The sequence below is a fragment of the Rothia sp. HMSC072E10 genome (assembly GCF_001813965.1).
Taxonomy (GTDB): Bacteria; Actinomycetota; Actinomycetes; order Actinomycetales; family Micrococcaceae; genus Rothia; species Rothia mucilaginosa_A.
In genome coordinates, this window is sequence record NZ_KV814491.1 from 33,299 (window position 1) to 47,063 (window position 13,765).

The window sequence follows — 13,765 nt, forward strand, 5'->3', positions numbered from 1 at the left end:
GGGGGGGGGGGGGGGGGGGGGGACTCCTCGACCGCCGCGAATTATTCGAGCTCGGCCTGAATGATGCTTCAAGGCGACACTGAGTGTCGTCGTGAGGCGGTTCTTAGACGTACAATGTGAGTCGTTTGCACTGCACTCGGTGCAAATTTTTGCTTGCGGATGCAACATTCGCCTGCAGAACACCGATACAGAACACCGATGTCTACCGCTTACGTGCGCACCGTACGAATTGGCGAGTCACTCACCGTTGAAAGAACCAGCCACATGAACATCACCTATAACGCCCAGCGGAACCCGCACCTGGGCGCTCCCGGCGTCACCACCATGCACGGTGAGGCTCAGTCCTCCGACGCGACCCCTCTGCCCGGCCCCGGCGCGGGGCAGTGGCGCATCATCGGAACCAAGCTTGGCGGCGCCTGCCCGACGATCCTTGCCGGGCGCGACGGCTTCATCCAGGTACTGTGCACCCAGGTCTTTGCCCACGGAGAATTCATCACCCCGAAGCTTTCGATTCTTGACCCGCACACGGGCCGCGAGCTTTCGCACCTGGACATACCCAAGGGGGCCCTGCTGGGAGGCGTGTACGCCTACCTTGACGCGAAGGACCGCATGGTTCTGGTGGACGGTTCGCAGTGCCTGCTGAAGCTGGGGCACTCGAGCGACGGCCGCAGTATTCGCGTGGAGGAGCGCATCGACCTGAGCCGCATGCTGGCCCAGAGCCCCAAGGACGCGGTGGTCGGCCTGGTGCCCGATTGGGGCGGGCGCATCTGGGTCGCCACGAAGAACGGCTACGTCGCGGTCGTTGATGCGGAGCGCGGCACGATTCGTTCCATGCGCTTGAACAGGGCGGCGGTGGCCGGCGAGCGCATCGACAACTCGATTTCGGCCTGCCCGCGCGGGGTCAGCGTTGTGACCTCACACGGTATCTACATGCTGCAGGCGAGCGCTGCGGGTGAGCCGACCCTGCGCTGGTGGCACGCCTACGACCGCGGCACGGCCCGCAAGCCGGGCAAGCTCGCCTGGGGCTCGGGCGCGTCCCCGACGTTCTTCGGCCCGAACGGCTCGGACTACGTGATGCTGACCGATAACGCGGACGTTCAGGAGTCGGTCATCGTGTACCGCACCGAGGACGGTTCGAAGGTGGGGAGTGCGGGGCTGTTCACCGCGGGTGCTTCGGGCACCGAGAACTCCATGATTGGCGTGGGGAACACGATGGTGGGCGCGAACACCTACGGCTATCCGTACCCCAAGTATCCGGAGGGGGCGGGCCCCTCGGTTCCGGCGACGGCTCTCTTTGCGCCCGGCATGGAGCGCTGGGATATTACCGACCGCGGCCTGCGCAAGATTTGGGACCGCAAGGATGTGTATTCCTCGGCGGTTCCGCGCTATTCGGCGGCCGACGGGCTGATTTATACGTGTGAGCGTCGCCGCGGCCCGGCGGGGGCGGCGAACGGCGCCTACGCCTGGGCGGTGGCCCTGGATATGAAGACCGGCCGCACGGTGCACGAGCAACGCCTGCCGCAGCACGTGAGCCTGCTGCTCGGTGGCGGCGATACCCTGCAGATGGTGGGCACGATTGATCGCTTTGGCACCTGGTGGCAGGGCACGATTAGCGGTGTGTACCGCATCGCGAAGGCTTAGGAAGGGCAGAAGAATGGAACGACACGCAATGAATACTTCCCGCCGTACCGCCCTGAAGGTGGCCGGCACCTCGGCGATGCTGGTGGCCGGCGGAGCCGCCCAGGGCGCGCAGGCCGCAACCCGTTCGGGTGGCCGTCGCTCGGCGAGCCCGCGACCGGTGACGCAACGAACCGGTGGGGGTGCCGCATCGGCTTATCTGACGCGGGTCCCGGTGCGGTTTACCGAACCGAGCGTGCGCCTGGAATTGCGCGCGCAGAACCCCGAGGCGGTCAGCCCGGTGCCGCTGCAGGATCGGCCGGCCCGAACCCTGAACCTGCGGAACCTGCCGAATCTTATGGGCATCGTGAACGAGGGAAATACGACTCTGCCGGTGGGCACGCGCCTGCTCATTCGCGCTCGCGCTCAGAATCCGGCGACCGGTCTGCTCCTCACCCCGGAGGCAAGCCTGGTCGTCTCCGGCGGCGAGGCGGTTGCGGCCGGTGGGTCTGGCCCCTCGGTCCTGGTGCCTCCTGCGGACGCCCTCAGCCTGCAGGCCCTGGGCCGCGATGAGCTGAACGGTGCGGCCGGAGCGGGTGGGGAGAGCGTGCTGGAGCTACGCGTGGCCATTCCGGCGGGTCACCGCCTGGAGGTGCGCCTGCGCTACGCGGTCGCTTCGGGGGTGAGCGCCTCGCGCCTGAAGGGCGTGCACTGCTCGGCTTCCCTGGACATGGCGGCGGCTGGGCTGTCGCGGGGCTTCCACGAGGTGCAGAGCCCGGGCGTGGTCGCGGCGCTTGCCTAGTCGCGGCCCTGGCGTCCGCCGTCGGCCTCGTGCTCGCCGAAGGCCACCTTGACCGCGTGGTGGAGCGCCTCGCGCACCATGGCGATGGCCGGGTTGGCGGCGGATTCGCGGCGTACCGCGGTAAAGATTTTGCGGGAGGGCTTGCCGGGTAGCTCGACGATGCGCAACCCCTCGGTCGTCGAGAGTGAGGAGAGGATGAACCCGGGCACGATGGTGACGGCGAATCCTGCCTTGACGAGGTTAGAGTTCGTAATCATGTCGTTGGCGCTGTAGCGGATGACCGGTTCAAAGCCGGCGGTGCGGCACTGGTTGATAGCCCAGATGCGCGAGGTGTTCTGCTCCATCTCGAGCACCCAGGGCAGCGCGTGCGCCTCCTCGAGGGAGGTGATATTCGAGACGCTGGGCACGATGAGGCTGAGCGGGTCCTCGGTAAGCAGCTCGGAGTGCAGTTCGGGGTACTCGGGAATGTGATGGTGCGGGTATGCCTCGGAGAGCACCATATCGTACTCGCGGCTGCGGGTGAGGGAAGTGCCGGTTTCGGGGTCGATCTGCAGCACCTGTAGCGTGAGCGAGGGGGCGTGCTCGGCGAGGTAGGTGAGCGCGGCTGGCAGCAGGGCGAAGGCCGCGGATTGGAAGATGGCCAGGCGCACGCGTCCTGCGGGTTCTCCGGTGAGGTTGGCGACGGAGGTCTGCATGCGATCGAGCTCGCGCAGAATGCTGCGGGCGCTTTCGACGACGATGAGCCCGGCGCTGGTGAGCTGCACGCGCCGTCCGATGCGTTGCAGGAGTGCGGTGCCGGTTTCTTTTTCGAGGGCTGCAATCTGCTGCGAGACTGCGGAGGGGGTGAGGCTGAGCGCCTCTGCCGCGGCGATGATGGTGCCCCGCTCCTGGATTTCGAGGAGCATCTGCATGCGTCGGATGTCGTAGATGGACACGGTGTACTCCTGCTTTCTCCCGTGAGTGCTCCCGTCGAGGTTTTCGTTTCGGCGGGGGAACGCTGTGCGCGGGTCAATTTCCTTGCGGCTGGGCGTCTCTGATAGTGGACTCTCGTCCATAGTAGCGCGCTCGGCAAACGCCAAAAATACGTCGCCTTCGTGGGGGAATTGCTTCGGGGGAGGGTCGTTCCGGGCGAGTAGCTTGCGGATAGTGTCTTGTCCGGGGCTTTTGGCGGGTTGTGAGGGGTTTTCCGAGGTGTTTTTGATTCTGTTTTTGATGTGTTCGTTTGTTACGTTCTAGGTTCGTCGTTTGGCCCCGGAAGTGCTAGCCTGGGAGGGATGGATAGCGGTGTCGCTATCGTTTTTGCCTGTCCTCGCTGAACACGGTGTTTTGTGAGGGGAGCGGGCGGAATCATCTCTCGGGTTTATTTAGAAAATCTAAACAAACTTTGGAAAAAACATTCAGTTTTTCTAATGAGGTGTTCAGCACTCTTTTGTGGTGAAATAGAGACATCGCCAAACGTGGTGTGTACCGCACACAGTGAAATTAGTTAGGAGTCAAGGATGACCCATCCTTTCGCATCTGAGCACTACCAGAAGATGGCTCTGGAAGCTCGTCAGCTTGTTCGTCAGTGGGTGAACGAGTCCCAGTCGATTAAGCCCACCTTCGCGGCTGAGCAGCTGGCAGGCGTTCTGAAGGACCCGAACGGTCTTCCCTTCACCGTCGGCTTCGTCGATGGCGTGATTCGCCCCGAGGACGACAACGTCTCCGGTCGTAACCTGTCCCGCATCGCTGGCCTGGCACCGTCCTTCCTTCCCTGGTACATGAAGTCCGCCGTTGGCTTCGGCGGCAAGCTGGCCGGCAAGGTTGCCTGGCCCACCGTTCCCGTCGCACGCCGCGTTCTGCGTGAGATGGTTGGCCACCTGATTGTCGACGCTTCCGAGGAGAAGCTGGGCGACGCTATCGCAGAGCTGACCAAGAGTGGTAACCGCCTGAACGTCAACCTGCTCGGCGAGGCCGTGCTGGGTGACAAGGAAGCTGAGCACCGCCTGTCCGAGACCAAGCGTCTGCTGGCTCGCGACGACGTCGACTACGTCTCCATCAAGGTGTCCGCAGTCTCCGGCCCCCACCAGCACTGGGCATTCGACGAGGTCGTTGAGACCGCTGTTCGCCGCCTGACCCCGCTGTACGAGCTGGCTGCTTCTTCCTCCCCCAAGAAGTTCATCAACCTGGACATGGAGGAGTACAAGGACCTCGACCTGACCATCGAGGTGTTCACCAAGATTCTGGACCAGCCGCACCTGAAGGACCTGGAAGCCGGTATCGTGCTCCAGGCATACCTGCCCGACACCCTGGGCGCTATGCAGCGCCTGCAGGCATGGGCTGCTAAGCGTGTTGAGGCTGGCGGCTCCGGCGTCAAGGTCCGCCTGGTGAAGGGTGCAAACCTCTCCATGGAGATCGTGGAAGCCGTCATGCACGGCTGGCCGCTGACCACCTGGGACACCAAGCAGGCTGCTGACACCAACTACAAGCGCGTTCTGGACTACGCACTGCGCCCCGAGCACGTGAAGAACATCCGCCTCGGTATCGCAGGCCACAACCTCTTCGACGTTGCTTTCGCACTGCTGCTCTCTGAGGACCGCGGCGTGAAGGATCGCGTCGAGTTCGAGATGCTGATCGGTATGGCCGAGCAGCAGGCAGAGATTATCCGCCGCCGCGTGGGTCACCTGCTGCTGTACGTGCCCGTCGTGAACCCCAAGGAATTCGACGTTGCTATCGCATACCTGATCCGTCGTCTCGAGGAGAACGCCTCCTCCGAGAACTTCATGTCCGGTATCTTCGACCTGGCAACCGACGAGTCCATCTTCAAGCGCGAAGAGGACCGCTTCATGCGTGCACTGAACTCCGTCACCGACGAGGTTCCCGCATCCAAGCGCACCCAGAACCGTCTGACCGAGAACGAGGACAACGTCTTCGTGCCGGCTGGCCGCTTCGAGAACACCCCCGACACCGACCCCGCACTGGCAGGTAACCGCGAGTGGGGCCGCGCAATCCTCGAGCGCTCCAAGACCACCAAGCTGGGCATCGACACCCTGAAGGCTAACGAGCTGACCAGCGTTGCTGAGGCCGAGAAGCTGATCAAGGAAACCGAGGAAGCAGGCAAGGCTTGGGGCAAGCTCTCCGGCCACGAGCGCGCAGAGATTCTGCGTAAGGTCGGTAAGGCTATCGCCCTGCGTCGTGGCGATCTGCTGGAGGTCATGGCAGCTGAGGCTGGCAAGACCCTGGAGCAGGGCGACACCGAGGTCTCCGAGGCAATCGACTTCGCATACTACTACGCAATGCTGGCCGAGGACCTCGAGAAGATTGACGGCGCAAAGCCCAAGTCCGTGGACCTGACCCTGGTTGTTCCCCCGTGGAACTTCCCGACCGCTATTCCCGCCGGTGGTGTTCTGGCAGGTCTGGCAGCCGGCTCCGCAGTGATCTTCAAGCCCGCAACCATCACCGCTCGCACCGGTGCCCTGATCGCAGAGATCATGTGGGATGCAGGCGTCCCCAAGGAAGTTCTGAAGCTGGTCAAGGTTGTCGACCGCGAGGCCGGTAAGGTCCTCATCTCGCACCCCGAGGTGGATCGCCTGATCCTGACCGGTGGTTACGAGACCGCAGAGCTCTTCCGCTCCTGGCGTGATGACCTGCCGCTGTTCGGTGAGACCTCGGGTAAGAACTCGATCATCGTCACCCCGAACGCTGACATCGACCTGGCCGTCAAGGACGTCGTCTACTCGGCATTCGGCCACGCAGGCCAGAAGTGCTCCGCAGGCTCCACCGTTATTCTGGTGGGCTCCGTGGCACACTCCGAGCGCTTCCGTCGCCAGCTGCTCGACTCGGTCAACTCCCTGCACGTGGCACACCCGCAGGACATCGAGTCCCAGATGGGCCCCGTCGTTCAGAAGCCCGAAGAGAAGCTGCTGCGCGGTCTGACCACCCTCGGCCCGGGCGAGCGCTGGCTCATCCAGCCGAAGGAACTGGACGAGACCGGCCGCCTGTGGAGCCCCGGTGTTCGCGAAGGCGTCAAGCCCGGTTCCGAGTACCACATGACCGAGTACTTCGGCCCCATCCTGGGTATCATGACCGCTGACACCCTGGAAGAGGCAATCGAGCTGCAGAACGCACCCGACTACGGTCTGACCGCCGGCCTGCACTCGCTGGATGCCGACGAGCTCGAGCTGTGGCTCTCCAAGGTCCAGGCAGGTAACCTGTACGTGAACCGTGCAATTACCGGTGCAATCGTTCAGCGTCAGCCCTTCGGTGGTTGGAAGAAGTCCACCGTGGGTTCGGGTACCAAGGCCGGTGGCCCCAGCTACCTGATCGCTCTGTCCGATTGGGAGCCCGTCCAGTCCACCGCAACCGCAACCACCCACTCGGTGACCGTTCGCGAGGCTCTGGCTACCATCGAGAACTCCGAGCTGGGCAAGCGCGATGACTTCGCCTTCATCAAGCGCGGTGTCTCCTCTGACGCACACGCTTGGGACACCGAGTTCGGCTTCGGCCACGACCCCTCGAAGCTGGGCGTCGAGCGCAACATTCTGCGCTACGTTCCCACCCAGGTTCTGGTTCGTGCCGACGAGTCCGCATCCCCGGCAGAGACCCTGCGCGTTGTGCTCGCCGGCCTGGCAGCTAACGCACCGGTCGCTCTGTCCGTCGGTAAGGACCTGCCGGTCGACGTCCGCGGCGTCCTGGAGAACAAGGGTGTCAAGTACGAGGTCAAGTCGGATGCACAGTTCCGCGAGTACCTGGCTTCGAACGCTAAGACCCCGGTTCGCGCACTGGCCGGTACCCCGCTGGAAGGTACCCGCATCCGCTACATCGGCAACGATGTGAAGTCCATCTACTCGGCACTGGGTGGTCGCCCGGATGTTGCAGTGTACTTCGCACCGGTCACCGAGGCTGGCCGCATCGAGATGCTGCCCTTCCTCCGCGAGCAGGCTGTTTCGATTACCGCACACCGTTTCGGTAACCCGAACCGCTTCTCCGAGCGCGTCATTTCTTCCCGCTAAGGTCTGATGCTCTGAGCCTCTTGTAAGAGAGGCTTAGGCACCGGCTTCGGGCGATGAGCCCCGCATCCCTCGTGGATGCGGGGCTCATCGCTGTTAACGGGCGCGACCTGCGGGAGGCCACTGTCTAACGGTGGAGGGGACGGAGCTCGCTCCGATGCACGGCCTGGAAATATGGTGTCATTGATGCGGTACCGGGGTGTTTGAACGTGCCCCGCGTTACTTCTTATGTGATAATTGTGATACAACGTTCCGCTATCCCACGTGCGGAGCGGACCGGGACGCGGGAAGGCCCGCGCCACGCAAGAACACACTGAAAGGAAACCGCTGCTATGAGCAACGTTCCCGCAGAACTCTCGTACACTTCCGAGCACGAGTGGGTCTCTGCTCTCACCGCTGAGGGCACCGTCCGCGTCGGCATTACCGACCACGCTCAGGACGCTCTGGGTGACGTCGTGTATGTTGACCTTCCCAGCGTTGGCGACTCCGTGGCCGCCGAGGAAAGCTTTGGCGAGATCGAGTCCACCAAGTCTGTCTCCGATCTCTTTGCACCCATCTCCGGCGAGATTGTCGCCGTCAATGAGGGCCTGGAGGACGACCCCGCACAGGTGAACTCCGATCCCTACGGTGAGGGCTGGATCGTTGAGATTCGTCCCGAGAACGCTGATGACCTGGCAAACCTGCTGACTGCAGAGGGCTACCAGGCAGAGCTGGACAAGCTTTAAGCCTTAAGAACCCGCCCCTGTAGGGGTGTCTAGAGTTAAAGCGGCGAGACCAAATTGGTCTCGTCGCTTTTCTTTGTAGGTGCACACAAACGCAAATAAACGGGCATCTTTAAGGTTCTTTGCGAGGATTTCTGAAGTCATTGAAGGAGGGTGAAATAGTGCTAAACCCCAAGTGGGGGGCTCTTTGAGGTTAAATGTGATGAAAACTTCAACCATCGCGAGAAGATAAAATTTTCCTTGTAAAGCAGTCCAATATTTGGAGGTTATGTTTAGCTTTCGGGTTTCTTGCTAAAATTGGTACCGTTACTGCGGAATTGTGTTTGAATTTGTGGTTATTTTTGGGTTCCAGAAGGGCTTGAAATGACCCTTCTGAATAGCGAAATGCCTTGTGAGGCTATAAGATTATCTGGAAGGTTCACGGTTTATCATTTCGTGATAAACAAATGAGCCGATCTATCACACTCTCAACACAAGAAGCAAAGACAACCGGCACGAAGCGATACCTTTTCCTCGAAGGGGCGCACTACTCACTCAACTCGGTGCGTAACGTAATCGGCCGGTACATACCCGAAAGACATAGATGACCTCACGCATCGATGATGGCTTCAGCAAGTCTGAAGCCGCACTGGACAGCGCGGAGCACGGTGCCTCTGACCGTAACCCGCGCGAGGTGAAGAGCCGAACCATCGGTCAGGTTCTAAGCCAGCTCGACCTGGAATTCCCCGGGATCAGCGCCTCCAAGATCCGATTCCTGGAGGAGCGAGGCCTGGTGCATCCCAGCCGTACCGAAACCGGATACCGCAAGTACTCCCAGACGGATATCGAGCGTCTGCGCTACATCCTTACCATGCAGCGCGATCACTACATGCCGCTGAAGGTAATCCGTCAGCACCTGGATGACCTGGAGGCCGGTCGAGTCCTGAACTCCATGCCGACCACCGTCAGCGAGGAAGTCCTGGACAGCGTCCTCGGTACCAACGCACAGGAGGGTCGTACCTACACCCTGCGCGAGCTGGCCGAGTACGCGAACACCACTCCCGAGCTCATCCGTGACCTGATTGACTTCGGTCTTTTGGAAGACGGAGCGGACCACGAGTACACCGACTACGATGTGCTGATTGCCCGCGTTAGCGCGGAACTGACCCAGCACGGTATTCAGCCTCGTCACCTGCGCGCCTTCAAGTCGGCCGCGGATCGCGAGATTTCCCTCGTGGAAATCGCTGTGGCCCCTCTGGCCTCTCGTCGCGATGCGGCGTCGCAGGCCCAGGCACAGGACCGAGCCGATAAGATTCGCAAGCTCTGCCTGCAGTTGCATGCGACTCTCGTCGAGTCGGCCATGCCCACCTACGAGTAGGAGGGCGACTCCGCGGCGCGGTTCCTCAAAGAGTCGGTCGCGACCGGGTGGTGTTATCTGCCCTTTCCCCGGGGATACGCCCTTTGTGGCGTAAGCCCGTGGTTACCGTCCGTACGCGGATGGTAACCCCCAAGATTTGGACGATGCCGCTTCTAAAACGCGGATTTCTACCCCTTCGTCCAACACGAAGAGCTTCTATACCAGGGGCTCCCGGCCTGCCAAAGGCTATTCACTTAACTCAGCGGTGAATGCGTGCCAATCTCCGGATTGGCGCGCATTCGCTATTTAAGGCCGGGGGAGGGGGAGAGAGCGGAAGCGGAGGCCCGTGGGCTCGATACCCGACGAAGAATTGTAACTCGGTGGCAGCTTCGCCTTCGGGACGACCCCCGAGATTACCTGGGGCAGATATCGTGGGCTTGCTGTGGGGGCGCGAGGGGCATCCTGAGCGGATTCTGAGAGGAGAAAGAACGACTCTCACGGTGCGTTCGATTTTAAGTAGGGCACCGTATCGGTTAAAATGGAGTGAATGAGCCGCGCCTATCGCGCACCGGTCGCTCTGTCGACCCTCGAATCGTTCTCCAGCGGAACGACGTATTCGGGGCGATACCGGCCGCCGATTGATGGGGCGCGGTGTATCGCTTAACGGCTCCCGCTACGCCCAACGGGCATCCGGGAACCGGGCGAAAACTAGCTAAGACGCGTGACTGGCATTCTGCGGATGCCGCATACGAGGACACAAAAGGAGGGGCCGTGGTGGAGCACCAGACCGGCGAGAGCGCAGGCACTGACGAGGCGTACCCGAGCTTCGACCAGCCCCTGGACGGATTCGACGCGCTCTTTCCCGCGGCACCGCCTCCTCGCGGTGAACAGGGCGTGCTCTTTGCGGACCCCGTTTCTGTGGTGGAGGAAAACCTGGGTTACCGTGGTGCTGTCGCCTGCAAGGCAGCCGGTATCACCTACCGCCAGCTCGACTACTGGGCCCGCACCGACCTTGTGGTTCCCACCGTGCGCGGCGCATCCGGTTCCGGTACCCAGCGCCTCTACAGCTTCCGCGACGTTCTCGTGCTCAAGATCGTGAAGCGCCTGCTCGATACCGGTGTGTCCCTGCAGCAGATTCGCCTCTCCATCGAGCACCTGCGAAGCCGAGGCCTGGATGACCTGGCCGATATTACGCTCATGAGCGATGGCACCACCGTGTACGAGTGCACCTCGCCCAGCGAGGTCATCGACCTGGTACAGGCCGGTCAGGGTGTCTTCGGCATCGCTATCGGTCGCGTGTGGCGAGAAATCGAGATGAACCTCAATGGCCAGCCCGGCGAGGAAATGCACGAATCCTTCGAAGGTGACGAACTCGCCGCCCGCCGCGCCCGCCGCGCCCAGGCCTAATACCCGTCTGACCCGTCGGTCATAGTTGCGGGGGTCCAGCCTCATAAACCCATACTTTTTCTTCTGCCCGCCCGAGCACCAACGATGCATGGGCGGGCAGAACGCTATCTTCGGGGGAGAGGGTAAGAACACTCAGGGTCCAAAAAGGCGCATCGAGACCGCATGGTGGGCATAACGAGCAAATATTCAAGGACAGGTTGAGAAAAAACTCACGTTACCCCCTGTCAGGTCCGGAAGAAGCACACGGATTCGCTAGAATGAAGGAGCATTACACCTCACTCATATCACGGATTCTCAATGTCCCGAATCGTTAGTATCAGTAGCCTCAAGGGCGGCGTGGGTAAAACCTCCATCACCCTGGGGCTCGCCTCCGCGGCGCTACACAGCGGCCTTTCCGCACTCGTTATTGACCTCGACCCTCACGGAGACGCCAGCACCGGCCTAGCCGTCGACGAAAGCATCCCCGACGTGGCATCCCTGATTGCCAGCACCAATGAACGAGCCTTCGCCGATGAAGCCGGAGAGTCCGCCTGGAACAGGCTGGTGGGTAAACCAACCCTGCTAACCAACACCCCCGTCGACACCGGTAGCGTGCGGGTTGCCCGCGGGTCGGCACGTTCCACCCTCGTGGACCGTCAGGAAGCCGCACCGTTCATTCGCAGATTCAAGCGCATGGTGGACGCCGCGGCGGGCGCCTACGACGTGATTCTGATTGACTGCCCGCCCTTCCTGGGGACGCTTTCCTCGATGGGCTGGGCCGCCAGCCAGCGCATCCTCTCCGTGGCCGAGCCCTCCCTCTTCTCTGTGGCCGGCACGGAACGCACCCTGCGCGCCATCCTGCGCTTCCAGCAGGAGAGCGGCACAAGTATCGACGGGGCCGGGGTCGTCATCAACAAGATGCGCCCGGAAGACAGCGAGCACCAGTACCGTCGAGACGAGATGCGCTCGCTCTTTGGCGACCTCGTGGCCGAACCCGTCCTGCGAGAAAGCCCCGTGCTGCAGCGCGCTCAGGGTGCAGCCTACCCGATTCACTTCTGGCCCGACGAAGAATCCGTCGAACCCGCCGTGGACTTTACCCGACTGCTGGTTGGGCTCATGGCCGACCTGTAGGCCGTCAACCGGATTGTCGACCGGGCGAAGAGGTGAACGTTCGAGTTGCGTGCCGCATCGTGTTCCGGGTCGCTCTGGCGATATGTACTTCTGCGGGAATAGCCGTGCTCCTCGACGCGTTATAGTAGCAGTAAAAGAGCCGCACGCTCGCAGGAATCCCCGAACGTTGTACAGGGCCGCGGTCGTGCCGCAGGTAAGACGGAGAAAGAGAAGAACATCGTGAGCATCGAACACCTGGAACGCATCGACGGGGTAGCCCAGTACGACCTCATCGTGATTGGTTCCGGCTCGGGCAACACCCTTATCGGCCCCGAATGGGACGATAAGAAGGTTGCACTGGTCGACGGCGGCATCTTTGGCGGAACCTGCCTGAATGTGGGCTGTATTCCCACCAAGATGTTCGTCTATCCGGCCACCATCGCCCAGAAGACTCGCGAGGTTAAGCACCTTGGCATTGACGCGCACGTGGATGCCGTGCACTGGGCACAGATTCGTGACCGCATCTTTGCCTCTCGCATTGACCAGATTGTTGAAGGCGGCCGCGAATGGCGTGCCGGTCTGCCCAACGTCGATTTCTACGACCAGTACGCGCGCTTCGTCGGCTCCCACACCGTTGAGCTGACCGACGGCACCCGCCTGCAGGGTCGCCAGATTGTCATTGCGGCAGGTTCGCGCGCCGTGCTGCCTCCCGTGCCCGGTATCGACTCCTCCAAGGTCTACACCAACGACAACGTCATGCGCCTGGACGAGCTACCCGCCCGCATGGTCGTCATCGGCGGTGGTGTGATTGCGGCCGAGTTCTCCCACGTCTTCTCCGCCCTCGGTACCGAGGTCACCCAGCTCAACCGCTCCTCCCGCCTGCTGCGCGGGGTGGATGCGGAGGTCGTGGAACGCTTCGAGAAAGCCGCAAGCAAGCAGTGGAACATCGTCAAGGAAGCCTCCCTCGCCGAAATCCGTGAGAACGCCGACGGCAGCGTGACCGTCGTGGCGAAGCGTGCTTCCGAGAACGGTGAAGAGCTGCTCGAAATCCCGGCGGATGCGGTGCTCGTAGCAACCGGCCGCCGCCCCAACACCGACACCCTCAACGCAAAGAACTACTTCGACGTGCAGGACGGCGGCCTGCTCAGCGTCGACAAGTACCAGCGCGTGCTCTACAACGGCGCGCCCGTCCCCGGCGTCTTCGCCCTGGGCGATGTCTCCAGCCGCTACCAGCTCAAGCACGTGGCCAACCACGAGGCGCGCGTCGTGCAGTACAACCTCAGCCACCCCGAGGATCTGCGTGCGAGCGATCACCGTTACGTGCCGGGCGCGATCTTCAGCAACCCGCAGATCGCCATTGTTGGCATGACCGAGGAGCAGGCCCGCGAGGCTGCCGCTCGCGAAGGATTCGAGATTACCGTCAAGGCCCAGAACTTCGGCGATACCGCCTACGGCTGGGCTATGGAAGATCAGATTGGCCTGTGCAAGCTCATCGCGCGCAAGGACAACGGCGAGCTGCTCGGTGCGCACCTGGTGGGTGAGGAATCCTCCGTGCTCATCCAGCCGCTGATTCAGGCCATGAGCTTCAACCAGGATGCCCGCACCCTGGCCCGCGGTCAGTACTGGATTCACCCGGCCCTGACCGAAATCATTGAGAACGCGCTGCTCGGCCTGGAATTCGACGAGCCCGCTCAGGCCTAACGCCCGGGCACACGGAACGCCTCTGAAGCCCTGAATCTCTGGGTGTAAAACAGCAAAGGAGGGGGTCGCACCGAATCGGTGCGACCCCCTCCTACTTGCGTTT

At 62.2% G+C, this 13,765-nt stretch carries 9 protein-coding genes; 8 read left to right on the forward strand and 1 reads right to left on the reverse strand.

Annotation, left to right across the window (positions count from 1 at the left end; all coding sequences use genetic code 11):
- The first annotated feature begins 264 nt into the window (after positions 1–264).
- Together HMPREF2944_RS05620 and HMPREF2944_RS05625 are read left to right on the forward strand one after the other, a co-directional pair.
- Complete coding sequence (locus tag HMPREF2944_RS05620) at positions 265–1,641, forward strand: 6-pyruvoyl tetrahydrobiopterin synthase (RefSeq protein ID WP_070681360.1); 1,377 nt, start codon at positions 265–267, stop codon at positions 1,639–1,641.
- Positions 1,642–1,654: 13 nt separating this feature from the next.
- On the forward strand, positions 1,655–2,419 hold the full coding sequence (locus tag HMPREF2944_RS05625) for a transcriptional initiation protein Tat (protein ID WP_070681363.1): 765 nt from the start codon (positions 1,655–1,657) through the stop codon (positions 2,417–2,419).
- Here the strand turns inward: HMPREF2944_RS05625 and HMPREF2944_RS05630 are convergent.
- Positions 2,416–3,354, reverse strand: a complete 939-nt coding sequence (locus HMPREF2944_RS05630; RefSeq protein ID WP_070681367.1) for a LysR family transcriptional regulator — start codon at positions 3,352–3,354, stop codon at positions 2,416–2,418. The genes HMPREF2944_RS05625 and HMPREF2944_RS05630 overlap by 4 nt on opposite strands.
- A 564-nt stretch (positions 3,355–3,918) precedes the next feature.
- On the opposite strand from HMPREF2944_RS05630, the gene HMPREF2944_RS05635 reads away from it, so the two are divergent.
- The 6 genes from HMPREF2944_RS05635 to HMPREF2944_RS05660 all read left to right on the forward strand — a co-directional run bounded on the left by HMPREF2944_RS05635 (position 3,919) and on the right by HMPREF2944_RS05660 (position 13,662).
- Positions 3,919–7,410 carry a bifunctional proline dehydrogenase/L-glutamate gamma-semialdehyde dehydrogenase gene (locus HMPREF2944_RS05635; protein WP_070681370.1) on the forward strand — a complete coding sequence of 1,164 codons (3,492 nt, stop codon included), beginning with the start codon at positions 3,919–3,921 and terminating at the stop codon, positions 7,408–7,410.
- 329 nt (positions 7,411–7,739) lie between these two features.
- Positions 7,740–8,132 carry a glycine cleavage system protein GcvH gene (gene gcvH / locus HMPREF2944_RS05640; RefSeq protein WP_049343473.1) on the forward strand — a complete coding sequence of 131 codons (393 nt, stop codon included), beginning with the start codon at positions 7,740–7,742 and terminating at the stop codon, positions 8,130–8,132.
- 580 nt (positions 8,133–8,712) lie between these two features.
- Entirely contained in the window at positions 8,713–9,486 is a 774-nt protein-coding gene (locus HMPREF2944_RS05645; RefSeq protein ID WP_049332614.1) for a transcriptional regulator FtsR, read from the forward strand.
- An 816-nt stretch (positions 9,487–10,302) separates the two neighbouring features.
- Positions 10,303–10,872, forward strand: coding sequence for a MerR family transcriptional regulator (locus HMPREF2944_RS05650; RefSeq protein WP_141754217.1), 570 nt, complete (start codon positions 10,303–10,305; stop codon positions 10,870–10,872).
- 297 nt (positions 10,873–11,169) lie between these two features.
- Complete coding sequence (locus tag HMPREF2944_RS05655) at positions 11,170–11,982, forward strand: ParA family protein (RefSeq protein ID WP_070681373.1); 813 nt, start codon at positions 11,170–11,172, stop codon at positions 11,980–11,982.
- A 219-nt stretch (positions 11,983–12,201) separates the two neighbouring features.
- Complete coding sequence (locus tag HMPREF2944_RS05660; protein ID WP_070681376.1) at positions 12,202–13,662, forward strand: mycothione reductase; 1,461 nt, start codon at positions 12,202–12,204, stop codon at positions 13,660–13,662.
- The last annotated feature ends 103 nt before the right edge of the window (positions 13,663–13,765 follow it).